Annotated in this window: 15 protein-coding genes and 1 pseudogene; 11 read left to right on the forward strand and 5 right to left on the reverse strand. The window is 68.0% G+C overall.

Annotated elements, in window-relative coordinates:
- Window positions 1–359, forward strand: a 359-nt coding sequence (locus IG08_RS61945; protein ID WP_234343155.1) for a hypothetical protein, incomplete at its 5' end; no start/stop codon positions are given.
- On the opposite strand, the gene IG08_RS0146960 is transcribed toward IG08_RS61945, so the two are convergent.
- Both IG08_RS0146960 and IG08_RS0146965 read right to left on the reverse strand, forming a co-directional pair.
- Window positions 356–1,189 (reverse strand): phosphatase PAP2 family protein, encoded by an 834-nt coding sequence (locus IG08_RS0146960; protein WP_030618883.1) that lies wholly within the window; start codon window positions 1,187–1,189, stop codon window positions 356–358. The two genes, IG08_RS61945 and IG08_RS0146960, sit on opposite strands and share 4 nt — an antisense overlap.
- Window positions 1,190–1,342: 153 nt before the next feature.
- Window positions 1,343–2,377 (reverse strand): LacI family DNA-binding transcriptional regulator, encoded by a 1,035-nt coding sequence (locus tag IG08_RS0146965; protein ID WP_030618885.1) that lies wholly within the window; start codon window positions 2,375–2,377, stop codon window positions 1,343–1,345.
- A 383-nt stretch (window positions 2,378–2,760) separates the two neighbouring features.
- On the opposite strand from IG08_RS0146965, the gene IG08_RS0146970 reads away from it, so the two are divergent.
- The 4 genes from IG08_RS0146970 to IG08_RS0146985 all read left to right on the forward strand — a co-directional run bounded on the left by IG08_RS0146970 (window position 2,761) and on the right by IG08_RS0146985 (window position 7,989).
- Window positions 2,761–4,029 (forward strand): extracellular solute-binding protein, encoded by a 1,269-nt coding sequence (locus tag IG08_RS0146970; RefSeq protein ID WP_030618887.1) that lies wholly within the window; start codon window positions 2,761–2,763, stop codon window positions 4,027–4,029.
- 106 nt (window positions 4,030–4,135) lie between these two features.
- A complete protein-coding gene (locus tag IG08_RS0146975) occupies window positions 4,136–5,140 on the forward strand; it encodes a carbohydrate ABC transporter permease (RefSeq protein ID WP_030618889.1) in 1,005 nt (334 codons plus the stop codon).
- A gap of 13 nt (window positions 5,141–5,153) precedes the next feature.
- Window positions 5,154–6,062 (forward strand): sugar ABC transporter permease, encoded by a 909-nt coding sequence (locus IG08_RS0146980; RefSeq protein WP_030618890.1) that lies wholly within the window; start codon window positions 5,154–5,156, stop codon window positions 6,060–6,062.
- 244 nt (window positions 6,063–6,306) lie between these two features.
- A complete protein-coding gene (locus IG08_RS0146985) occupies window positions 6,307–7,989 on the forward strand; it encodes a glycoside hydrolase family 13 protein (protein ID WP_030618893.1) in 1,683 nt (560 codons plus the stop codon).
- A gap of 494 nt (window positions 7,990–8,483) precedes the next feature.
- Here IG08_RS0146985 and IG08_RS0146990 read toward each other — a convergent pair whose 3' ends face one another.
- Complete coding sequence (locus IG08_RS0146990) at window positions 8,484–10,553, reverse strand: carbohydrate-binding module family 20 domain-containing protein (protein ID WP_030618896.1); 2,070 nt, start codon at window positions 10,551–10,553, stop codon at window positions 8,484–8,486.
- A 200-nt stretch (window positions 10,554–10,753) separates the two neighbouring features.
- On the opposite strand from IG08_RS0146990, the gene IG08_RS0146995 reads away from it, so the two are divergent.
- Window positions 10,754–12,139, forward strand: coding sequence for an alpha-amylase (locus IG08_RS0146995; protein WP_030618899.1), 1,386 nt, complete (start codon window positions 10,754–10,756; stop codon window positions 12,137–12,139).
- Window positions 12,140–12,169: 30 nt separating this feature from the next.
- Here the strand turns inward: IG08_RS0146995 and IG08_RS0147000 are convergent, their stop codons facing one another.
- Window positions 12,170–12,493: a hypothetical protein gene (locus IG08_RS0147000; protein WP_234343156.1), complete on the reverse strand. Its 324-nt coding sequence runs from the start codon at window positions 12,491–12,493 to the stop codon at window positions 12,170–12,172.
- A gap of 130 nt (window positions 12,494–12,623) precedes the next feature.
- Here IG08_RS0147000 and IG08_RS0147005 point away from each other — a divergent pair, with 130 nt between their 5' ends.
- The 5 genes and pseudogenes from IG08_RS0147005 to IG08_RS0147025 all read left to right on the forward strand — a co-directional run bounded on the left by IG08_RS0147005 (window position 12,624) and on the right by IG08_RS0147025 (window position 22,713).
- Window positions 12,624–14,024, forward strand: a complete 1,401-nt coding sequence (locus IG08_RS0147005; RefSeq protein WP_030618905.1) for a glycoside hydrolase family 30 protein — start codon at window positions 12,624–12,626, stop codon at window positions 14,022–14,024.
- A gap of 71 nt (window positions 14,025–14,095) precedes the next feature.
- Window positions 14,096–15,088: pseudogene (locus IG08_RS0147010) on the forward strand (glycoside hydrolase family 62 protein); the annotation flags it as partial.
- Window positions 15,089–15,196: 108 nt separating this feature from the next.
- Window positions 15,197–20,632 (forward strand): pullulanase-type alpha-1,6-glucosidase, encoded by a 5,436-nt coding sequence (pulA, locus tag IG08_RS0147015; RefSeq protein ID WP_030618910.1) that lies wholly within the window; start codon window positions 15,197–15,199, stop codon window positions 20,630–20,632.
- Window positions 20,633–20,703: 71 nt separating this feature from the next.
- Window positions 20,704–22,323, forward strand: coding sequence for a SpoIIE family protein phosphatase (locus IG08_RS0147020; protein WP_030618912.1), 1,620 nt, complete (start codon window positions 20,704–20,706; stop codon window positions 22,321–22,323).
- Between the two features lie 27 nt (window positions 22,324–22,350).
- Complete coding sequence (locus IG08_RS0147025; protein ID WP_030618915.1) at window positions 22,351–22,713, forward strand: 5-carboxymethyl-2-hydroxymuconate Delta-isomerase; 363 nt, start codon at window positions 22,351–22,353, stop codon at window positions 22,711–22,713.
- Here the strand turns inward: IG08_RS0147025 and IG08_RS0147030 are convergent.
- Window positions 22,710–23,399, reverse strand: coding sequence for a TetR/AcrR family transcriptional regulator (locus tag IG08_RS0147030; protein ID WP_106981152.1), 690 nt, complete (start codon window positions 23,397–23,399; stop codon window positions 22,710–22,712). The genes IG08_RS0147025 and IG08_RS0147030 overlap by 4 nt on opposite strands.
- Between the last annotated feature and the right edge of the window lie 28 nt (window positions 23,400–23,427).

The following is a 23,427-nucleotide window of genomic DNA, read 5'->3' on the forward strand; positions in this document are numbered from 1 at the left end:
CGGGGCCGTGCCGGGGGGTGTCCGTCCTCGGTCGGCGGTGCTGTCTGCTGGGGATGTGCTCGGTGTCGGACGCCCGCCGCTGCGGGCGGACACCCCCCGCCCCGTCCCCTTCCCGCCGTGGGCGGCCGGGCGCCCACGGCCGCGCCGGGTTGCTCGCCATCGGCGGCTGCGACGACACCCCCCCGGCCCCCGTCCGCCGTGGGCGGCGGGGCTTCCACGGCCGTGTCCGGTTCCTCGTCGTCGGCGGCCGGGCGCTCACGATGGTGTGCGGTTCCTCGTCGGCGGCTGCGGCAACACCCCAGGGGCGCGGGGAACTGCGCGACCGGCCACAGTGCGCCCGCAGGGAACCGACGGCCTAAAGCGGCACATCCCCCGGAGCACGCGGCAGCGAATACGGTAGGGCGCCGTACCAGAGCCGTGCCACCGTGAAGCCGAAGGCGAGGCACAGGATGCCGCCCACCGCGTCGAGCCAGAAGTGGTTGGCCGTGGCGACGATGACGATCAGCGTGACCGTCGGGTAGAGCAGGCCCAGCACCCGCACCCACGGCACCGACGCGAGGGCGAAGATCGTCAGGCCGCACCACAGCGACCAGCCGATGTGCATCGACGGCATCGCGGCGTACTGGTTGGACATGTGCTTCAGGTCGCCGGAGGCCATCGAGCCCCAGGTCTGGTGGACCATGACGGTGTCGACGAAGTTCCCGCCGGTCATCAGCCGCGGAGGCGCCAACGGATACAGGTAGTAACCGACCAGGGCCACGCCCGTCGTCGCGAAGAGCACCAGACGCGTCGCCGCGTAACGGCCGGGATGACTGCGGTACAGCCACACCAGGACACTCAGCGTGATCACGAAGTGCAGGGTCGCGTAGTAGTAGTTCATGCCGACGATGAGCCAAGTCACCGAGTTCACGGCGTGGTTGACGGAGTCCTCGACGGCGATGCCGAGGTGGTGTTCCATCCGCCAGATCCAGTCGGCGTTGCGCAGCGCCTCGGCCTTCTGCTCGGGCACCGCGTTGCGGATCAGTGAGTAAGTCCAGTAACTCACTGCGATCAAGAGGATCTCGAACCACAGCCGGGGACGGCGCGGGGTGCGCAGACGGCGCAGGAAGCTCTGCCCCGTTTCGTCCGCGACGGATTGTGGAACGGCCTCTTCCCGGCCTTCCAGAGTCGTCACGGTCGTCTCACCCATAGGCACAGAGTCTGCCAGAAAAGCCCTACCGCACCGATCATCCCCCGGTCTGGTCCGGGCTGCACGTTCTACAACCCCAAGACCGCCGTTTCCTACTACCTGCGCACTGGGCGGGCGGACGTCCTCCTGCTTGAGGACGAGGGGGCCGCGAGCCTACGCACGGCCGCGCTCCCCGGGCGCCGAAGCGGTCGACCCCCGCACCACCAGTTCCGGCATGAACACGAACTCGCTGTGCGGCGCAGGCGTCCCGCCGATCTCCTCCAGCAATGTGCGCACGGCCGCCTGTCCCATCGCCGGGACCGGCTTGCGGACCGTCGTCAGCGGCGGGTCGGTGAAGGCGATCAGGGGGGAGTCGTCGAAACCCACGACTGAGACGTCCTTCGGGACTTCGAGACCCCGCTGCCGGGCCGCCCGTATCGCACCCAGCGCCATCATGTCGCTCGCGCACACCACCGCCGTACAGCCGCGGTCGATCAGCGCGGTGGCCGCGGCCTGGCCGCCCTCCAGGGTGTACAGGGAGTGCTGGACGAACTGCGTCTCGATCGTCTCCGTGGGCAGGCCCAGCTGGTCCTGCATGCTGCGGACGAAGCCCTCGATCTTGCGCTGCACCGGCACGAACCGCTTGGGGCCGAGGGCCAGACCGATCCTCGTGTGCCCCAGCGACACCAGGTGCGTGACCGCGAGGGCCATCGCCGCGCGGTCGTCGGGGGAGATGAACGGCGCCTGCACCTTCGGGGAGAAGCCGTCGACGAGCACGAACGGCACGCCCTGGGCGCGCAACTGCTCGTAGCGCTGCATGTCGGCGGAGGTGTCCGCGTGCAGTCCGGAGACGAAGATGATGCCGGCCACGCCCCGGTCGACGAGCATCTCCGTCAGCTCGTCCTCCGTGGAACCGCCCGGGGTCTGGGTGGCCAGCACCGGTGTGTAGCCCTGCCGGGTCAGCGCCTGGCCGATCACCTGCGCCAGGGCCGGGAATATCGGGTTCTCGAGTTCCGGGGTTATCAGGCCCACCAGGCCCTCGCTGCGCTGCCGCAGCCGCACCGGGCGCTCGTAGCCCAGCACGTCGAGGGCGGCGAGCACGGACTGGCGGGTGGTGGCGGCGACGCCCGGCTTCCCGTTGAGGACCCGGCTGACGGTCGCTTCGCTCACCCCCGCCTGCGCAGCGATGTCGGCAAGCCGTGTGGTCACGGGATTGGACTGTACCGGCCGGATCTGCCCTTGCACACCAAATGGACGCCGCGGGCGACCTGTTGACCGGCTCGGTCCGGGCTGCTGCGTCATCGCGCTCCCTCGTGAAAGTGATGGCAAGAGCTTGCAGAGTCTTGCATAGGCTGCCCTGGGGCGCTCCACCGCCGTAAACAAGGGTCTCACGGCAACTGCCCCTGGGTCACGCCCGGGTAACGGTGATGACTTCTTGCACTTTTTTGCTGCAAGGTCTTTCGCGGCGCTTACATCCTTGTTACGTTCGGCGACGCCCGGCGGCGGCAACGGCGCAGTCGGCAAGTCGACAGGAACGGCAGACGGGGCCGCTTCCTGCTGAGCACACGGGCTTTCACCCTCAAGGAGAACTCATGCGGCGTGGCATAGCGGCCACCGCGCTGGTGGCGTCCCTCGCCCTCGCGGCGACGGCCTGCGGCGGAAGCGACAGCGGCGACAAGGCCGACGGTCCGGTCACCATCACCTGGTGGGACACCTCCAACGCCACCAATGAGGCGCCGACGTACAAGGCCCTGGTCAAGCAGTTCGAGGCTGCCAACAAGGACATCAAGGTCAAGTACGTCAACGTCCAGTTCGACCAGGCGCAGAACAAGTTCGACACGGCCGCCGGTGCCTCCGGCGCCCCGGACGTGCTGCGCTCCGAGGTCGGCTGGACCCCCGCCTTCGCCAAGAAGGGCTACTTCCTGCCGCTGGACGGCACCGAGGCCCTCGCGGACCAGGACAAGTTCAAGTCGAACCTGATCACGCAGGCCCAGTACGACGGCAAGACGTACGGCGTGCCGCTGGTCACCGACACCCTCGCCCTGGTCTACAACAAGGAACTCTTCGAGAAGGCCGGCGTCGAGGCCCCCACGACCTGGGACGAGCTGAAGACCGCCGCCGCGAAGATCAAGGCGAAGACCGGCGTCGACGGCTACTGGGGCTCCACCCAGGCCTACTACGCGCAGACCTTCCTCTACGGCGAGGGCACCGACACCGTCGACGCCGACGCCAAGAAGATCACCGTCGCCTCCGCCGAGGCCAAGAAGGGCTACGAGACCTGGCAGAGCCTGTTCTCCGGCAAGGGTCTGCACAAGGCCGACACCACCGCCGACGCCTACGCCAACATCCAGGACGCGTTCGTCAACGGCAAGGTCGCCGCGATCATCCAGGGCCCCTGGGAGATCACGAACTTCTACAAGGGCTCGGCGTTCACGGACAAGTCCAACCTCGGCATCGCCACCGTCCCGGCCGGCTCCAGCGGCAAGGCGGGCGCCCCGACCGGCGGCCACAACCTCTCGGTCTACGCCGGCTCGGACTCCGCCCACCAGAAGGCGGCCCTGAAGTTCGTCAACTTCATGACCTCCGCCAAGTCCCAGTCGACGATCGCGCTGAAGAACTCCACGCTCCCGACGCGCGACGACGCCTACACCGCCGAGGTCAAGGCCGACCCGGGCATCGCCGGCTACCAGGGCGTCCTCGCCGCCGCCCAGCCGCGCCCGGCACTGCCCGAGTACAGCTCCCTGTGGACCCCGCTGGACACCGAACTGCTCAAGATCGCGGGCGGCAAGGAGTCCCTCGACAAGGGCCTCAGCAACGCTGAGACCGCGATCGCCAAGCTGGTCCCGGACTTCAGCAAGTGACCCCGAGTGGCCGCCGGGTCCGCCTGAACATGGGGGGACGGACCCGACGGCCACCGGCCTGTGCCCAGCCACTTCTCAGCCGTAGAACTTCCAGAAGGTGTCGAACATGACAGTCGCCATCGACCGCGCCACCGGCAAACGCCGCGGTGACCGCGCGCCGCGGCCCGGGCTGGGCCAACGCCTGAAGCACAGCTACCACAAGCACTGGTACGCCTACGCGATGATCACCCCCGTGGCCGTCGTGCTCGGCGTCCTCGTGATCTACCCCCTGATCTACGGCGTCTACCTCACGCTCACCGACGCCAACAGCCTCAACACGGCCCGCACGATCGGCGTCAACCACATCGACGCCACCTACAAGTTCATCGGCCTCGACAACTACGCCGACATCCTGTGGGGCCCGACGGCGTACGACCGCTTCTGGTCGCACTTCATCTGGACGATCGTCTGGACCGCGGTCTGTGTCGCCCTGCACTACTGCATCGGGCTCGGCCTCGCGCTGCTGCTCAACCAGAAGCTGCGGGGACGGACGCTGTACCGGCTGATCCTGGTGCTGCCCTGGGCCGTGCCGACCTTCGTCACCGTCTTCGGCTGGCGCTTCATGCTCGCCGACGGCGGCATCATCAACACCTTCCTGGAGACGCTGCATCTGCCCAGCCCGGCCTGGCTGGAGGACACCTTCTGGCAGCGGTTCGCCGCGATCATGGTCAACACCTGGTGCGGTGTGCCGTTCATGATGGTCTCGCTGCTCGGCGGACTGCAGTCCATCGACACCTCGCTGTACGAGGCCTCCGAGATGGACGGCGCCAGCGCGTGGCAGCGGTTCCGGTACGTCACCCTGCCGGGCCTCAGGTCCGTCAGCTCCACCGTCGTACTCCTCGGCATCATCTGGACCTTCAACCAGTTCGCCGTCATCTTCCTGCTGTTCGGCAACACCGCCCCCGATGCCCAGATCCTGGTGACGTGGGCCTACCACCTCGGCTTCGGACAGCAGCCGCGCGACTTCGCGCAGTCGGCCGCCTACGGCATCCTGCTGCTGGCCATCCTGATCGTCTTCACCTCCTTCTACCGCCGCTGGCTGAACCGCAATGACCAACAGCTCGCGATCTGAGGCAGGAGTCCCCATGAGTACGACCACTGTCGACACCCCCGCCGCGGTGAGCGAGCAACGCTCCTCGCAGGCCCCTCGCCGGGTCCGGCGCCGCGGTGAGAACAGCCTCGCCGGCTCGTTCGCCGCCCACGGCATCCTGATCGTCGCGTGCCTGATCGCGCTGTTCCCGATCGCCTGGCTGGTCTTCCTGTCCCTCGGCCCCGACAAGGACGACTACCTCCACCCCGGCGGCATCTGGGACAAGATGACGTTCGACAACTACTCGTTCGTCCTGCAGCACACGGCCTTCTTCGACTGGCTGAAGAGCTCGCTGATCGTCTCGCTCGGCACGACCGTCATCGGCGTGCTGATCGCCGCGACCACGGGTTACGCCGTCTCGCGCATGCGCTTTCCGGGGTACCGGAAGTTCATGTGGGTGCTACTGGTCACGCAGATGTTCCCGGTAGCCGTACTCATGGTGCCGATGTACCAGATGCTCTCGGACCTGCAGCTCATCGACAGTTACCTTGGGCTCGTCCTCGTGTACTGCTCGACCGCGGTGCCGTACTGCGCCTGGCTGCTCAAGGGCTACTTCGACACCATCCCGTTCGAGATCGACGAGGCCGGACGCGTCGACGGGCTGACCCCCTTCGGCACGTTCGCACGACTGATCCTGCCGCTCGCCCGGCCGGGGCTCGCGGTCGCCGCGTTCTACAGCTTCCTCACCGCCTTCGGCGAGGTCGCGTTCGCGTCGACGTTCATGCTGTCCGACACGAATTACACCTTCGCGGTCGGGCTGCAGAGCTTCGTGAGTGAGCACGATGCGCAGCGCAACCTGATGGCTGCGACCGCGGTGTTGATCGCGATACCGGTGTCCGTGTTCTTCTACCTCGTGCAGAAGAACCTGGTTACCGGGCTCACTGCCGGTGGCACGAAGGGGTAGGCGCCGCCGGGGGATCGGTTGTTGATCGGCTGCGGCTTTCGTTGTGGCTGGTCGCGCCCACGCGGCGGTAGCCGCAAATGAATACAGCCCCGCGCCCCTGTGGGGGCGTTGCCCCCACACCCCCCGAAAGACCCGAGGCGGTCGCGGTGTCCATCCGACCCCGCTGTCACCGCGGCCGCCTCGTCACCAACCCACCGTCGTACACACGTAAGTCCCCATGACCCCGTTACGTATCAAGGACGCCATGAGCCAGCAGCACTCCGCCGACACGGCCCCGACCTCCGCCGTCGCCACCGTCGCCCAGCGCAGCGACTGGTGGCGGGACGCGGTGATCTACCAGGTCTATCCGCGCAGCTTCGCCGACAGCAACGGCGACGGCATGGGCGACCTGGAGGGCATCCGCACCCGACTGCCGTACCTGCGCGACCTCGGCGTGGACGCCGTGTGGCTCAGCCCCTTCTACGCCTCCCCACAGGCCGACGCCGGCTACGACGTCGCCGACTACCGGGCCGTGGACCCCATGTTCGGCAACCTGCTCGACGCCGACGCGCTGATCCGCGACGCCCACGAGCTGAGCCTGCGCATCATCGTCGACCTGGTCCCCAACCACTCCTCCGACCAGCACGAGTGGTTCAAGCGGGCGCTGCGGGACGGCCCCGGCTCGCCGCTGCGGGAGCGCTACCACTTCCGCCCCGGCAAGGGCGAGAACGGCGAACTCCCGCCCAACGACTGGGAGTCGATCTTCGGCGGCCCGGCGTGGACGCGGGTCACCGAACCGGACGGCACCCTCGGCGAGTGGTACCTCCACCTCTTCGCCCCCGAGCAGCCCGACTTCAACTGGGAACACCCGGCCGTCGGCGACGAGTTCCGCTCGATCCTGCGCTTCTGGCTGGACATGGGCGTGGACGGGTTCCGCATCGACGTGGCCCATGGCCTGGTCAAGGCGGAAGGCCTGCCCGACCTCGGCTCCCACGAGCAGCTGAAGCTGCTGGGCAACGATGTCATGCCCTTCTTCGACCAGGACGGCGTGCACGAGGTGTACCGCCAGTGGCGCGTCATCCTCGACGAGTACTCCGGCGAGCGCATCTTCGTGGCGGAGGCCTGGACCCCGACGGTCGAGCGCACTGCCAACTACGTCCGCCCGGACGAACTCCACCAGGCCTTCAACTTCCAGTACCTGGGCACCGACTGGGACGCGAAGGAGCTCCGCAAGGTCGTCGACCGCACCCTGGACGCGATGCGCCCGGTGAACGCACCGGCGACCTGGGTCCTGTCCAACCACGACGTGACCCGCCACGCCACCCGCTTCGCCAACCCGCCCGGCCTCGGCACGCAGATCCGCACGGCGGGGGACAGGGCGTTGGGCCTGCGCCGGGCCCGAGCGGCCACGCTCCTGATGCTGGCGCTGCCGGGATCGGCCTACGTCTACCAGGGCGAGGAACTGGGCCTCCCGGACGTCGTCGACCTCCCCGACGAGGTGCGCCAGGACCCGGCCTACTTCCGTGGCGCGGGCCAGGACGGCTTCCGTGACGGCTGCCGGGTCCCGATCCCGTGGACCCGCGAGGGCTCGTCGTACGGCTTCGGCAGCGGGGGCAGCTGGCTGCCGCAGCCCTCGGACTGGGCCGAGCTGAGCATCGAGGCGCAGACGGGTGCCGCCGACTCCACCCTGGAGCTGTACCGCACGGCACTGGCCACCCGCCGCTCCCAGCCCGACCTCGGCGCGGGTGACTCCGTCGAGTGGCTGCGCGCCCCCGAGGGCGTCCTCGCCTTCCGCCGCGGCGAGTTCGTGTGCGTCGCCAATACCAGTGGCGAGTCGGTGACGACGCCGGCGTACGGCCGTGTCCTGCTCACCAGCGGTGAGATCACGGAGGCGGACGGCGAGACGAAGGTCCCGTCGGACACGACGGTGTGGTTCACGACGGCCTGACGGCTGATCAACTGACGGAGGCCCGCTGCCTGTTCAGGCGGCGGGCCTCCGCCTTGCTCTACATGACGGCCGGCCCGGCGGCCACCCCCACGGCCGGCCCGGCGGCGTTCGCGCACACGAACGCGGCCCACTGCGACGCCGAGCGCCCCGAACAGCGCGAGGCCCATGAGGGCGGTGGCGACACGGAAATCACTCTCGGCATCGGCGACGGACGACCACAGGAACCTGCCGCCGAGCCCCAGGCCGAAGACGGTCGGCAGAACCAGGCTCGGCAGGGGGCCGCCGTTCCTCCGGCAGCTCAGGAAGATCATCAGCCCGAACCAGGAGAGGACGGCGACCCGTACCGCCCCGTTCGCGAGCCCCGTACCGTCCGGACACTCGCCCCCGATACGCGGCCCGCACGTCCGGGGGTTGCACCTCTTCGAGGACGGCGAACCGCCATCGCGGGGCAAACCCGTGATGGCGGTATGGATCAAGCGTGGGCGCCGATCAGGCTACTTCCAGGTGTCACTCGTCGAATAGGCCGAGGAACTGCCCGTCGTGTACGAGCGATTCGTGCCGGATTCCCAGGTCACGTTCCCAGAGTTGTCCTTTTTGAGGAACTTGTACTCGAAGGTCGTGCTCTTCGGGACGATGGCCAGCTTGGTCCACGTCGGGTACGACGCTGACGACAGCGGGATCGCGTCGCTCGTGTTCCAGGAGCCGAGGGAGGCGATGGAGCCGACGACGTAGACGTTGGTGCCCAAGTCGGTCGTGGCGGTGACGTTGAAGGTGACGTCGGTGGAGTTTGCACTCGCCACGTTCCAGGTGTTGTTGTAGCTGACCGCCGAAGTCGTCGTGGACGCCGATCTGTTGGCGTTCGACTCCCAGGTGACGTTTCCTGAACTGTCCTTCTTGATGTATTTGAATTCGAACGACGTGTTGATCGGGATGCTCACCTCACTCGACCAGATCGGGTAGCCCGTCGACGACAGCTTCACCGCCTTCGAGGTGTCCCAGCTGCCCAGTGCCGAGATGGAGCCGACCACGTAGACGTCCTGGCCGGACGTCGTCGCCGCGTACTCGTTGAACGTCGCCGTCACCGTGGACGTCGAGTCGTCGTCATCGTCCTCGCAGGTCGTGCAGGGCGTGAACTCGCCGTCGTAGAAGGCGATCGCGCTCTTCGCGGGGATGGTGAGGGTGGCGCTGCCGCCCGACACGGTCACCGTCGTCGCGCCGTTGTCGATGACGTTGGAGTACGTGCCGTCGGCCATCCCGGTCGCGAAGGCGTAAGTCGCCGCTGAGGAGCCGTTGTTCAGAGCGATGTAGCCACCGCTGCCCCTCCCGAAGCCGATCACGCTCGACGACTTCGTCGACCAGTTGGACACGGACTCCGAGCCCACCGCGTTGTGCCACTTCACCATGCCGGTGATCGCGGTGTCCCGCTGGAGGCAGTACCAGCCGCTGGAGCAGTTGGTGTCGGTCACGAAGCCGTTCGAGTTCGGCGGGGCCTGGTCGGAGGAGGAGAACTCGAAGCCCGAGTAGATCGTCGGGGTGGCCCACTTGTAGGCCAGCTCGAAGACGTTGGCGAGCTTGTAGGTGTCGCCGTCCTTGTAGCTCATGTGCAGGCCGTTGCGCTCGGTGTCGTGGTTCGTCACGAAGGACACCGAGTTGGCGGGGGTCAGGACGCCCGAGGAGGACAGGGACTCCAGGTCGGACACATTGCCCTGGAACGCGGACTTCAGCTTGCTCGCGTAGGTGAAGTCCAGGACGTCACCCGAGGAGTAGTAGTCCGACGCCGCCGGGGTCGAACCGGGGTACACCTCCTCGAAGATGTACGGGTCCGAGCCCGCCGTCGTGTTGTCGAGCTTCGCCCAGATCGCGTTGAGGTCGGCCACCGGGATGTGCTTGGCCGCGTCGATGCGGAAGCCGTCGACGCCCAGCGCGATCTGCTTGTTCAGGAACGCCGCGATGCCCGAGCGGACGTCGTCGTCCTCCGTCTCCAGGTCGGGGAGGCCCAGGAGTTCGCAGTTCTGGATCTCGGTGAGGTTCGACCAGTCGTCGATGATCAGGTCGGAGTCGGAGCACTCCGCGGACGTGTGGTAGTCGTCCGGGTCCCAGTCCGGGGTGTCGTACTTGTTGGTGATCGTCGTGCCGTTGTAGCCGGTCCCGGTCTGGGCCGCCGTGTGGTTGATCACCGCGTCCGTGTATACCTTCACGCCCGCGTCGTGGCAGGCGTCGACCATCGACGCGAACTGGGCCGCCGTACCGAAGCGGCCGTTCAGGTTGTACGAGTACGGCTGGTAGACGTCCCACCAGTAGTAGTTGGTCTGCTTGAGGGACTCCGCCGGCGGGGCCACCCACACCGCGCCGTAGCCGTTCGGACCGAGCACGTCCGTGCACTCGGAGGCGACCGAGTCCCAGTTGTAGGACCAGAGGTTGGCGATCACGTCGCCCGAGGTCGTGGCGTCCGCCTGGGCGGTCGCGGCGGGCAGGGCCGTCACGCCGGCCAGCGCGAGAGCGCCGACGGTCACGGCTCTCGCGGCGCGGTGGAAGACACCCGGGGGCCGGTGTCTGGAAGTCATGTGCGGCTCCGAAAGGCTTCAGAAGGAAGGGACAGGCTTCAACAACTCGTGAGCGTGGGGCAGTTGAGAAGGGCACGTCAAGGCTGTGTGTGAAAGTTCTTGCTGTGACTTTCAAGGCCCTTGCTGTAAACCTTTCGTTAGCGGTACGTTCTCGCCGGCGCCCGGCAAAGACGCCTGGCCGTCACGCAAGGAGCCCCCACGTGATATCGAGATGGTCCGCAACCGCCGGTGCCGCGGCTACCGCGTTCGCCACCGCTGCCGCCGTCCTGGCCCCCACGACCGCCTACGCCTCCCCGCCCGGCACGAAGGACGTCACCGCCGTCCTCTTCGAGTGGAACTTCGCCTCGGTGGCGAAGGAGTGCACCAACACCCTCGGCCCGGCCGGCTACGGCTACGTCCAGGTCTCCCCGCCCGCCGAGCACATCCAGGGCTCGCAGTGGTGGACGTCGTACCAGCCGGTGAGCTACAAGATCGCGGGGCGCCTCGGTGACGCCACCGCCTTCCAGAGCATGGTCGACACGTGTCACACGGCCGGTGTGAAGGTCGTCGTCGACGCCGTCATCAACCACATGTCGGCGGGCAGCGGTACCGGTACCGGCGGCTCGTCCTACACGAAGTACAACTACCCGGGCCTGTACTCCTCGGCCGACATGGACGACTGCACGTCCACGATCAGCGACTACACCAACCGCACCAACGTCCAGAACTGCGAACTCGTCGGCCTCGCCGACCTGGACACCGGCGAGGAGTACGTCCGCGCCACCATCGCCGGCTACCTGAACACCCTGCTCGGCTACGGCGTCGACGGCTTCCGTATCGACGCGGCCAAGCACATCCCGGCGACCGACCTCGCCAACATCAAGTCCCGGCTGAGCAATTCGTCGGTGTACTGGAAGCAGGAGGTCATCTACGGCAGCGGAGAGGCCGTCCAGCCCACCGAGTACACGGGCAACGGCGACGTCCAGGAGTTCCGCTACGCCTACGACCTCAAGCGGGTCTTCAACAGCGAGAACCTCGCCTACCTGGAGAACTACGGCGAGGGCTGGGGCTACATGAGCAGCTCCGTCGCCGGTGTCTTCGTCGACAACCACGACACCGAGCGCAACGGCAGCACCTTGAACTACAAGGACGGGGCGAACTACACCCTCGCCAACGTCTTCATGCTCGCCTACCCGTACGGCGCCCCGGACATCAACTCCGGGTACGAGTTCTCCGACACGGACGCCGGACCGCCCAACAGCGGTGCGGTGAGCGCCTGTTGGCAGGACGGCTGGAAGTGCCAGCACGCCTGGCCGGAGATCGAGTCGATGGTCGCCTTCCGCAACGCCACGCGCGGCGAGTCGATGACCGACTGGTGGGACAACGGCGCCGACGCGATCGCCTTCGGACGGGGCGCCAAGGGCTACGTCGCCATCAACCACGAGTCGAGCAGCCTGAGCCGCACGTACCAGACCTCGCTGAGCGCCGGGACGTACTGCAACGTGCAGAACGACACGACGGTGACCGTGAACTCGAGCGGCCAGTTCACGGCCACCCTGGGTTCCAACACCGCCCTGGCGATCTACGCCGGCAAGTCCAGCTGCTGAGCTGCCGCACCTTCAGGACGGCCACCCCTGTCACGGCTCTCCACGCCGGCGCAGAGGTGGCCGTCCGAGTACCTCGATGTACACGATCCGGCCGTCCACGACGTCGAGGATCAGATCGCCTGTCGAGGGCAGGAGCGGCACGCAGCGATGGCTCGGACCGTACGGCTGTCCGTCCGGATGGTCCGCCGTCCGGATGCTCTGGCAGAAGTCGTCGCCGCAGCCGCACGCGCCGACCATGCGGACGTCCCACACGCAGATGGCCAGCTCGCGTTCCCCTTCCTCCTCCAGGAGTCCGACCAGTTCGTCGACGAGCTCCGGGAAGACCTCGCGCACGAGGGGTGGTTCCTGCTCCATGCGGGGACGGTAGCCAGCGGCGACCGTGCGGGGCGACCGATTATGTGCGGTGCGCGAGGGGTTGACGTGTTCAGAGCATCGCCCTACGTTCCGCCCTGTGAATGGGAGCGCTCCCACGATTGGGCGGATCATGACACGCAGACTCAGAACGTGGACGGTGACATCGTTGTCCGTCCTCCTGACCGCCGCCGGCTTCACCGCGGCGGGCACGCCGAACGCCTACGCCGCCACCTCGGCGACGATCAACGGCTCGACCAGCTACCAGCCCATCGACGGCTTCGGCTTCTCCGAGCACTTCGGGCGGGCCGCCGTCATGAACGGCTCGCAGGGACTGTCCGCACAGCACCAGCGCGAGATCCTCGACCTGCTGCTCAACCGTTCCACCGGCGCCGGCCTGAGCATCCTGCGCCTCGGCATCGACTCCGGCATCCAGCCGGCCGACCCCGGCGGCCCGAACGCGACCCCCAAGTACGTGTGGGACGGCGTCGACAAGGGCCAGGTGTGGCTGGCCAAGGAGGCCAAGGCCTACGGCGTCACCCGCTTCTACGCCGATGCCTGGACCGCCCCCGGCTACATGAAGACCAACGGCACGGACGCCGACGGCGGCACCCTGTGCGGGCTGTCCGGGGCGAGTTGCGCGAGCGGCGACTGGCGTACGGCGTACGCCAACTTCCTTGTCCAGTACGCGAAGTTCTACGGCCAGGAGGGCATCGGGATCACCGACCTCGGGTTCACCAACGAGCCCGACTGGACGGCGACGTACGACTCGATGCGGCTCACCCCCGCCCAGGCGGTCGAGTTCACCAAGGTCCTCGGTCCGATCGCGAACGCGGCCGGATACAAGGTCGCCTGCTGCGACTCCTTCGGCTGGACCCAGCAGAAGAGTTACAGCAGCGCGATCGAGGCCGACGCGACGGCCCGGGGTTATGTGGCCACCCACACCGGCCACACCTACGCCAGCGCGGTCGACGGTCCGCTGCCGACCCGGAAACGCACCTGGATGTCGGAGTGGTCGCCCAACGGCACCACCTGGAACGAGAACTGGGACGACGGCAGCGGCTACGACGGCTTCACCGTCGCATCGGCCGTCCACGACGCCCTCACCCTGGGCAACACCAGCGGCTATGTGTACTGGTACGGCGCCTCGCTCGGCGCCACCCGTGGCCTGATCCAGATGGACGGCGACAACTACCACGTCTCCAAGCGGCTCTGGGCGATCGCCAACTACAGCCGCTACATCCGGCCCGGGTCCACCCGTATCGCCGCCACGACCCCCGACACCAACCTCAGGCTGTCGGCGTTCCGCAACACCGACGGCACGGTGACGGTCGTGGCGCTCAACGCGTCGGCCGGCGCCCAGCAGGTGTCGTACAGCCTGCAGAACACCGGGATCAGCACCGGGACGGCGACTCCGTACCTGACCAACGGCTCGAACAGCATGGCCCGGCAGTCGGCCGTCGCCGTGAGCGGGGGCTCGCTGACCGCCTCGGTCCCGGCCCGCTCGCTCGTCACCTACACCATCAAGCGATAGGAGTCGCGATGCGCCTGATCAGACGTCTCGGGGTCTTACTCGGAGGCCTAGCCCTGCTGATCGGAGCGGCGGCGGCCCCGTCCTCCGCGGCGGCGACCGCTCTGCCCAGCAGCTTCACCTGGTCGTCGAGCGGGGTGCTGCTCTCCCCGAAGTCGGACGCGAGCCACAGTATCGCCGCGATCAAGGACCCGTCGGTCGTGTACAGCGGCGGCCGCTGGCACGTCTTCGGCAGCACCGCCAGCACCAGCGGCGGATACAGCATGGTGTACCTCAACTTCACCGACTGGTCGCAGGCGGCCTCCGCGACGCAGTACTACCTGGACCAGACGCCGATCGGCACCGGGTACAAGGCGGCGCCGCAGGTGTTCTACTTCGCGCCGCAGGGGCTGTGGTACCTCGTCTACCAGACCGGGGACAACGCGGCGTACTCGACGACCACGAACATCTCCAACCCGAGTTCGTGGACCGCGCCGAAGAAGTTCTACGCCGACGGCATGCCGCAGATCATCAAGGACAACATCGGCAGCGGCTACTGGGTGGACTTCTGGACCATCTGCGGCACGGTGAACTGCTACCTGTTCTCCTCCGACGACAACGGACACCTGTACCGCTCGCAGACGACGCTGGCGAACTTCCCGAACGGCTTCGGCAACACGGCCATCGTGATGTCCGACTCCAACAAGTACCGGCTGTGGGAGGCGAGCAACGTCTACAAGCTCTCCGACTCCAACACCTACCTGCTGCTGGTCGAGGCGATCGGCAGCAACGGCAAGCGTTACTTCAGGTCCTGGACGTCGAGCAGCATCACCGGCACCTGGACGGCGCTCGCCGACAGCGAGACCAACCCCTTCGCGCGGTCGACCAACGTGACGTTCAGCGGCACGGCCTGGACCAACGACATCAGTCACGGCGAGATGCTCCGGGCGGGCACCGACCAGACCCTCACCATCAACCCGTGCCGTCTGCAGTTCCTGTACCAGGGCCTGGATCCCGCGGCCTCCGGCCCCTACAACACCCTGCCCTGGCGGCTCGGCCTGCTGACCCAGACCAACTCCAGCTGCTGAAAGTTCTTTCCGTTACTTTCAGGACTCTTGCTGTAAGTATTACGGCGGCGATACGGTCGCGCGGGGTCGGACCCACGTAGAGCCGCCGCAATCGCAAGGAGTCCATCTGTGATACCGAGATGGCCGACGTCGTCGAGGCGTCGAACCGCCCATGCCGGACGGGTCGCTGCGGTCACCGTGACCGCGCTGGCCGCAGCGCTCGTCCAGCCCGTCTCCGCCCAGGCGGACACTCCGCCCCCGCCGCCGTCCGACGCGAAGCTCGCCGCCGAGCCCGCCCGGCACGACGACACCCGTGAGCAGTTCTACTTCGTGCTCCCGGACCGCTTCGCCAACGGCAGCACCGCCAACGACGAGGGCGGCCTGACCGGTTCCCGGCTCAGCACGGGCTACGACCCCACCGACAAGGGCTTCTACCAGGGCGGCGACCTCAAGGGCCTGACCAAGAAGCTCGACTACATCAAGGGCCTGGGCACCACCTCCATCTGGATGGCCCCGATCTTCAAGAACCGGCCCGTGCAGGGCACCGGGGACAACGCCTCCGCCGGCTACCACGGTTACTGGATCACCGACTTCACCCAGGTCGACCCGCACTTCGGCACCAACCAGGACCTGGAGACCCTCATCTCCAAGGCCCACGCCAAGGGCATGAAGGTCTTCTTCGACGTCATCACCAACCACACGGCCGATGTCGTCGACTATGAGGAGAAGTCGTACGACTACCTCTCCAAGGGCGCGTTCCCGTACCTGACGAAGGACGGCGAGCCGTTCGACGACGCGGACTACGCGGACGGCACCGAGGACTTCCCCGCCGTCGACGCCGACTCCTTCCCGCGCACCCCGACGGTCGCGGCGGACTCCGAGGACACCAAGGTCCCGTCCTGGCTCAACGACCCAACGATGTACCACAATCGCGGTGATTCGACCTATGCGGGCGAGTCGACGACCTACGGTGACTTCTCCGGCCTCGACGACCTGTGGACCGAGCGTCCCGAGGTCGTCACCGGCATGGAGAAGATCTACCAGCGCTGGGTCAGGGACTTCGACATCGACGGCTTCCGGATCGACACCGTGAAGCACGTCAACATGGAGTTCTGGACCCAGTGGGCCACGGCCCTCGACTCCTACGCGGCCAAGCAGGGCCGCGACGACTTCTTCATGTTCGGCGAGGTCTACTCCGCCGACACGTCGATCACCTCGCCGTACGTCACCCAGGGCCGCCTCGACGCCACGCTCGACTTCCCCTTCCAGGAAGCGGCCCGGCAGTACGCCTCCCAGGGCGGCAGCGCCCAGAAGCTCGCGTCCGTCTTCGCCGACGACTACAAGTACACGACCGACAAGGCCAACGCGTACGAGCAGGTCACCTTCCTCGGCAACCACGACATGGGCCGCATCGGGTACTTCCTGAACCAGGACAACCCGAAGGCCACCGACGCCGAACTCCTCGCCAAGGACGAGCTCGCCAACGAGCTGATGTTCCTCAGCCGCGGCAACCCCGTCGTCTACTACGGCGACGAGCAGGGCTTCACCGGCGCCGGCGGCGACAAGGACGCCCGCCAGACGATGTTCGCGTCGAAGACGGCCGACTACCTCGACGACGACGAGATCGGCACCGACCGCACGCACGCGAGCGACGCGTACGACACGAGTGCGCCGCTGTACGAGCAGATCGCCGAACTCGCCAAGCTGCGTAAGGCCAACCCGGCGCTGACGGACGGCGTCCAGACCGAGCGCTATGCGGCGGACGGCTCCGGCATCTACGCCTTCTCGCGGACCGATTCCAAGACAGGCACCGAGTACGTCGTCGCCTTCAACAACGCCGACGACGCCAAGTCGGCCACGTTCGCGGCCGGTTCGGCGGACATGAGGTACGCCGGGATCTACGGCACCGACGCGACGGCGAAGTCCGACGCCGACAAGAAGATCACCGTCACCGTCCCGGCCGGCTCCGCGATCGTCCTCAAGGCGGCCGGCAAGCTCGCCCAGCCGTCCAGCAAGCCGACGATCACCCTCAAGGCTCCTGACGCCGGCGCCACCGGCACCGTCGAGCTCACCGCCGACGTCGACGGCGGACAGCTCAACCGGGTCGTCTTCGCCGCCCAGACCGGCAACGGCAAGTGGAAGACCCTCGGCTCGGCCGACCACGCCCCGTACAAGGTCACGCAGACCATCGCGAAGGACGTACCGGCCGGAACGGCCTTGCGCTACAAGGCAGTTGTCATGGATTCGGCCGGCCGGACCTCCAGTGCCACCGCTCAGAGCACCAGCGGCACCCCGCCCGCCGAGGAGACCCCCACCGCCTCCTCCCGCGACTACGCGATCGTCCACTACAAGCGCACCGACGGCGACTACGAGAACTGGGGCCTGTACGCCTGGGGCGACCTCGCCGACGGCGAGTCGACGACCTGGCCGGACAGCCATCCGTTCGTCGGCCGGGACGCGTACGGCGCCTTCGCCTACGTCAAGCTCAAGCCGGGCGCCTCGAACGTCGGCTTCCTCGTCATCGACAAGGACGGCAACAAGGACGTCTCCGCCGACCGCACGATCGACGTCACCCAGACCGGCGAGGTCTGGATCGAGCAGGGCAAGGACACCGTCCTCACGGAGAAGCCCGACTATCCGGCCCAGGACGAGACCAAGGCCGTCCTGCACTACCACCGTGCCGACGGGGACTACGACGGCTGGGGGCTGCACGTCTGGACGGGCGCCGCGAACCCCACCGACTGGTCGAAGCCCCTGGAGCCGGTGAAGACTGATGCCTATGGCGCGGTCTTCGAGGTACCGCTCACCGAGGGTGCCACCAGCCTCAGTTACATCCTCCACAAGGGCGACGAGAAGGACCTGTCCACCGATCAGTCGCTCGACCTCACGGCGAACGGCCACGAGGTGTGGCTGTTGAACGGCCAGGAGAAGTACCTGCTCCCGCAGCCGGCCGGCTCGGCGGCGGCGCTCGACCTGACCACCTCCAAGGCGGTCTGGATCGACCGGAACACGGTCGCCTGGAACGGCTCGGACGCGGCCGCCTCCACGCAGCTGATGTACAGCCGGGACGGTTCGATCGCGGTCGAGGACGGCGCGCTGACCAGCAGTGATGAGCGCCGGCTGCGCCTCTCCAAGACCACCCTCACCGACGCCCAGAAGACCAAGTTCCCGCACCTGAAGGACTACACCGCCTGGTCCGTCGACCCGCGCGACCGCGACCGGGTGCGCGCGGCCCTGAGCGGCCAGCTCGTCGCCTCCCAGCGGGCCGCTGGGGGCACCTCCCAGGCATTCGGCTCTGGGGGAGGGGCCGTGCTGGCCGCGACCGGCGTCCAGATCGCCGGCGTACTCGACGACCTGTACCCGGACGCCACGAAGGCGGATCTCGGGCCGACCTTCCACAACGGCCGTCCCACGCTGGCCGTTTGGGCGCCGACCGCACAGAACGTGTCACTGGAGCTCGACGGCTCCACCGTCGCCATGAAGCGGAACGCCACCACCGGCGTCTGGTCCGTCACCGGCCCCAAGTCCTGGAAGAACAAGGCCTATCGGTACGTCGTGAAGGTCTGGGCGCCCAGCGTCCAGAAGCTGGTCACCAACAAGGTCACCGACCCCTACTCGGTCGCCCTCACCGCGAACTCCGAACGCAGCCTCGTCGTCGACCTGGACGACAAGTCCCTTGCCCCGAGCGGCTGGTCGACCCTCAGCAAGCCCAAGGCCGTGGCGCTGAAGGACGCCCAGATCCAGGAGCTGCACATCCGGGACTTCTCGGTCGAGGACAAGACGGCGGCCAACCCCGGCACCTACCTGGCCTTCACCGACAAGGACAGCGACGGCTCCCAGCACCTGCGGGAACTCGCGAAGTCGGGCACGTCGTACGTCCACCTCCTGCCCGCCTTCGACATCGCCACCATCCCCGAGAAGACGTCCGACCAGGCGACCGTCGACTGCGATCTGGCCTCCTACGCGGCCGACTCCGACAAGCAGCAGGAGTGCGTCGCGAAGGCCGCCGCGAAGGACGCGTACAACTGGGGCTACGACCCGTACCACTACACGGTCCCCGAGGGTTCGTACGCCACCGACCCGGACGGCACCGAGCGCACGGTCGAGTTCCGGAAGATGGTCAAGTCCCTGAACGAGGACGGCCTCAGGGTCGTCATGGACGTCGTCTACAACCACACGGCGGCCAGCGGCCAGGCCGACACCAGCGTGCTCGACAAGGTCGTCCCCGGCTACTACCAGCGGCTCCTCGCCGACGGTTCGGTGGCGAACAGCACCTGCTGCGCCAACACCGCGACCGAGAACGCCATGATGGGCAAGCTGGTCGTCGACTCGATCGTCACCTGGGCCAAGGAGTACAAGGTCGACGGCTTCCGCTTCGACCTCATGGGCCACCACCCGAAGGCCAACATCCTGGCGGTCAGGAAGGCCCTCGACGCGCTGACCCTCGCCAAGGACGGCGTCGACGGCAAGAAGATCATCCTCTACGGCGAGGGCTGGAACTTCGGCGAGGTCGCCGACGACGCCCGCTTCACGCAGGCCACGCAGAAGAACATGGCCGGAACCGGCATTGCCACCTTCTCCGACCGGGCCCGTGACGCCGTGCGCGGCGGCGGGCCCTTCGACGAGGACCCCGGCGTCCAGGGCTTCGCGTCCGGGCTGTACACCGACCCCAACTCGTCCACGAGCAACGGCACTTCGGCAGAGCAGAAGGCCCGCCTGCTGCACTACCAGGACCTGATCAAGGTGGGGCTCTCCGGCAACCTCAAGGCCTTCGGCTTCACCGACACCGACGGCAAGGAGGTCACCGGCGCCGAGGTCGACTACAACGGCCAGCCCGCCGGTTACGCGGACGTGCCCGGTGAGGCCCTCGCCTACGCCGACGCGCACGACAACGAGTCGCTCTTCGACGCGCTGACGTACAAGCTGCCCGCCACGACGAGTGCGAGCGACCGCGCCCGGATGCAGGTCCTCGCCATGGCGACGGCCACCCTCTCGCAGGGACCGTCCCTCTCCCAGGCGGGCACCGACCTGCTGCGCTCCAAGTCACTGGACCGCAACTCCTACGACAGCGGCGACTGGTTCAACGCGATCCACTGGAACTGCGCGGACGGCAACGGCTTCGGCCGCGGCCTGCCGATGGCGGCCGACAACGCCTCCAAGTGGCCGTACGCCAAGCCCCTGTTGAGCGGCAGCAGCGTGGGCTGCCGGCAGATCGAGGGGACCTCGTCGGCGTATCAGGACCTGCTGAAGATCCGTACGACGGAGAAGGTCTTCTCGCTCGACACGGCCGGCCAGGTGCAGTCGAAGCTGTCCTTCCCGCTGTCCGGAAAGGACGAGACGCCCGGCGTGATCACCATGGAGCTCGGTGACCTCGTCGTGGTGTTCAACGCGACGCCGACGGCGCAGAAGCAGCGGGTGGACGCGCTGGCCGGGACGGCATATGCGCTGCACGAGGTGCAGGCAGCAGGTGCGGACTCTATCGTCAGGTCCGCGTCCTACGAGCGGGTTTCGGGCACCTTCGCCGTTCCGGCACGGACTGTGGCGGTATTCTCCCGCAACTCCTGACAAGGGCATACCTTGGTGGGGCGGACCGCGAACCCAGGTCCGCCCCATCTTGTTGTCCAAGGGATGAACAGATGGACGTCAATGGCAAGCTGACAGGTGCGACCGTGATGGTCGTGGACGATGTGGAGGCCAGCCGGTACGCCATGGGCACCCTGCTGAGCCGTGCGGGTCACCGGGTCGTCCCGGTGGCCACCGGCGGCGAGGCGCTCGCCGAACTCGACGTACGGCTGCTCAAGGGCACTCTCCCGGACGTGGCCCTCGTCGACGTGGGCCTGCCGGACATGAGCGGCTTCGAACTGTGCCGCCTCTTCAAGGAGCGGCCGCACACGGCCGGGCTGCCCGTCGTGCACTTCTCGGCGGCCAGCGTGGCCCCGGTCAACTGCTGCGAGGGCCTGGGCGCGGGATCCGAGGCGTATCTGAAGGTGCCCGCCGATCCCCTGGAGATCGAGGCCGTGGTCCGGGCCGCCGTGCGCAACGCACAGCTGCGGGCCGGCGACCGGGCGCTGGTACGACGGCTGACGCTGCTGTCGGAGACGATCGTCACCATCCAGGCGGCGCGCTCCCTGCAGGAACTCACCGACGCGGCCGCCGAGGGCATCGCGCGGCTCACCGGTACCCCGGCCGCCGTGTTCGTCCTCGACCAGGACGACCGGCTCTACCGCGGTCTCTCCCGGGACCGTGTTCCGGTCGCCCTTCCGGACGAGGGAGCCGGCGAGGCGGTGACCGCCCTGCTGCAGCGGCTCACCCGGGGGCAGGCCGGCGTACAGCTCACGACCGTGCCTGCGCCGATGTGGCCGGCCGGCTTCTTCCGGCCCGGCGTGGAGCACGACGCCCGGCTGGCGCTCGTCCGCACGCAGGACGGCAGGGCCACGGTGTGCCTGGCCGCGCCCGCGCGCGGGATGCGCCGGGTGGGCCTCGAGAGCGACACCCTGCTGGCTCAGCTGACCCAGGCCACCGCGTTCGCCGCCGAGCCGCTGCTCATGTACCAGGTCGAGCGGCACGTCGCCCTCACGCTCCAGCACAGCTTCCTGCCCCAGCCGCACCGGCTGCCCGAGCTGCCGGGCATGGATGTCGTGGTCCGCTATGTGCCCGCCTCTCCGGAGACCGAGATCGGCGGTGACTTCTACGCGGTGCTGCGCACCGACGAGGGCGCGCTCACCGCGGTCGGCGACGTCGTCGGGCACTCGTTGGACGCGGCGACCGTCATGGTCGAGATCCGGCATGCGCTGCGTGCCTACGCCGTCGAGGACAGCGACCCGGCCGTGCTGGCCGAGCGCCTCGACCGGATGCTCCAGCGCTACCACCCCGACCTCACGGCCACCGTCTGCCTGGCCCTGATCGACCCCGGCACCGGGCGCGCCCGCATCGCCAACGCGGGTCACATCCCCCCGCTGATCGTCCGGGACACCGGCACCGCCGACTACGTCAAGGTGACCGGCCCGCTGCTCGGCGTCGGCCTGCCCCACCCGAAGGCCACCGAGGTGTTCCTCGAACCCACCGACCGGCTCCTCATGGTCACGGACGGCCTGATCGAGACCCGGGGCACGGACCTCTCGGCCTCCATGGAGCACCTCCGCGCGGCCGCCGCCGGCTCCCTGCCCGGCCTGGACGCCCTGTGCGACACCCTCCTGGCCTCCTTCGGCCACGACCGGGAGGACGACATCGCGATGCTGGCGCTGCGGCTAGGGTGACCTTGTTGACCTAGAACAGGAGTGCCCATGCCGCAGATCACCGTCGACTACTCCCGGTCGCTGACCCCCGCCTTCGACCGCGCGGGGTTCGCCCGGGCCCTGCACACCGCGACGGTGGAGATCGCGGCCGCGAAGCCGGAGGCGTGCAAGACGCAGTTCCGGCCGAGCGAGTACACGGCGTTCGGCTATGAAGACCCCGACGAGCACAACCACGGCGTCGTCCACGTCACGCTCGGTCTGCTCGTCGGCCGCACCGACGAGACCAAGGCGAAGCTGACCGAGGCCGTCCTGGAGCTGCTGAAGCAGCACATTGAGGACGATGGGCTCGTCCTGCACGCCTCCGCCGAGGTGCGCGACCTGGACGCTTCCTACCGGAAGTTCGAGCGCTAGGAAGCCAGCGCGATCAGCCGCGTCGCCAGGTCGGTGAACGGCCCGTCCGTCGGCTCGTCCTTGAGCATATGGCGCAGCAGCGCGGTCATCTCCTCGTCGTAGGACGCGCTCACCGCGGCCAGCGCGGCGAAGTCGTGCACGAGCTGCACCTCCAGCTCGCCGCGCGGGATGCGCCGGCCGTCCAGCCAGATCAGGGCCGTCGACTCGACGAGCGAGATCCAGGAGCGGACGACCAGTTCCAGTCGCGCGGGCGGATCCTCCACCCGCAGATGCGAAAGGATCTGGTCATACGCGATCTGCCGTACGGAGTCGACGAGCGCGTTCGTCGCCGAGGAGCCCACCGCCGGACCGCCGCGCATCAACGCCGAGAAACCGGGCCCGTGTTCGTCGACGAAGTCGAAGAACCGGCGCATCACCCGCAGCAGCCGCGCCCCCAGCGGCCCCTCCTGCGGCTCGTCGAACCGGCCCGCCAGATCCTCGGCCGCACGCCTCAACGCGGCCTCGTACAGGCTGAGTTTGCCGGGAAAGTAGTGGTAGACCAGCGGCCGCGAGATACCGGCGGCCGCGGCTATCTCGTCGATGGAGACCTCGTCGGGCGAGCGACGGCTGAACAGTTCGAGGGCGACGCCGATCAACTGCTGACGCCGTTCCTCGACTCCCATTCTTCGACGTACCCCGGTACTCATGCGAACACCTTACCGATCGGATCCGGCC

Origin of the sequence: Streptomyces fulvoviolaceus (assembly GCF_000718165.1) — a bacterium.
GTDB lineage: Bacteria > Actinomycetota > Actinomycetes > Streptomycetales > Streptomycetaceae > Streptomyces > Streptomyces fulvoviolaceus.

What these genes read in the sequence shown, in the direction of transcription:
- IG08_RS0146960 (WP_030618883.1), bottom strand. Translation starts at nt 1,189, where the DNA reads ATGGGTGAGACGACCGTGACGACTCTGGAAGGCCGGGAAGAGGCCGTT.
- IG08_RS0146970 (WP_030618887.1), top strand. Translation starts at nt 2,761, where the DNA reads ATGCGGCGTGGCATAGCGGCCACCGCGCTGGTGGCGTCCCTCGCCCTC.
- IG08_RS0146975 (WP_030618889.1), top strand. Translation starts at nt 4,136, where the DNA reads ATGACAGTCGCCATCGACCGCGCCACCGGCAAACGCCGCGGTGACCGC.
- IG08_RS0146980 (WP_030618890.1), top strand. Translation starts at nt 5,154, where the DNA reads ATGAGTACGACCACTGTCGACACCCCCGCCGCGGTGAGCGAGCAACGC.
- IG08_RS0146985 (WP_030618893.1), top strand. Translation starts at nt 6,307, where the DNA reads ATGAGCCAGCAGCACTCCGCCGACACGGCCCCGACCTCCGCCGTCGCC.
- IG08_RS0146990 (WP_030618896.1), bottom strand. Translation starts at nt 10,553, where the DNA reads ATGACTTCCAGACACCGGCCCCCGGGTGTCTTCCACCGCGCCGCGAGA.
- IG08_RS0147000 (WP_234343156.1), bottom strand. Translation starts at nt 12,493, where the DNA reads ATGGAGCAGGAACCACCCCTCGTGCGCGAGGTCTTCCCGGAGCTCGTC.
- IG08_RS0147005 (WP_030618905.1), top strand. Translation starts at nt 12,624, where the DNA reads ATGACACGCAGACTCAGAACGTGGACGGTGACATCGTTGTCCGTCCTC.
- IG08_RS0147020 (WP_030618912.1), top strand. Translation starts at nt 20,704, where the DNA reads ATGGACGTCAATGGCAAGCTGACAGGTGCGACCGTGATGGTCGTGGAC.
- IG08_RS0147025 (WP_030618915.1), top strand. Translation starts at nt 22,351, where the DNA reads ATGCCGCAGATCACCGTCGACTACTCCCGGTCGCTGACCCCCGCCTTC.
- IG08_RS0147030 (WP_106981152.1), bottom strand. Translation starts at nt 23,399, where the DNA reads ATGAGTACCGGGGTACGTCGAAGAATGGGAGTCGAGGAACGGCGTCAG.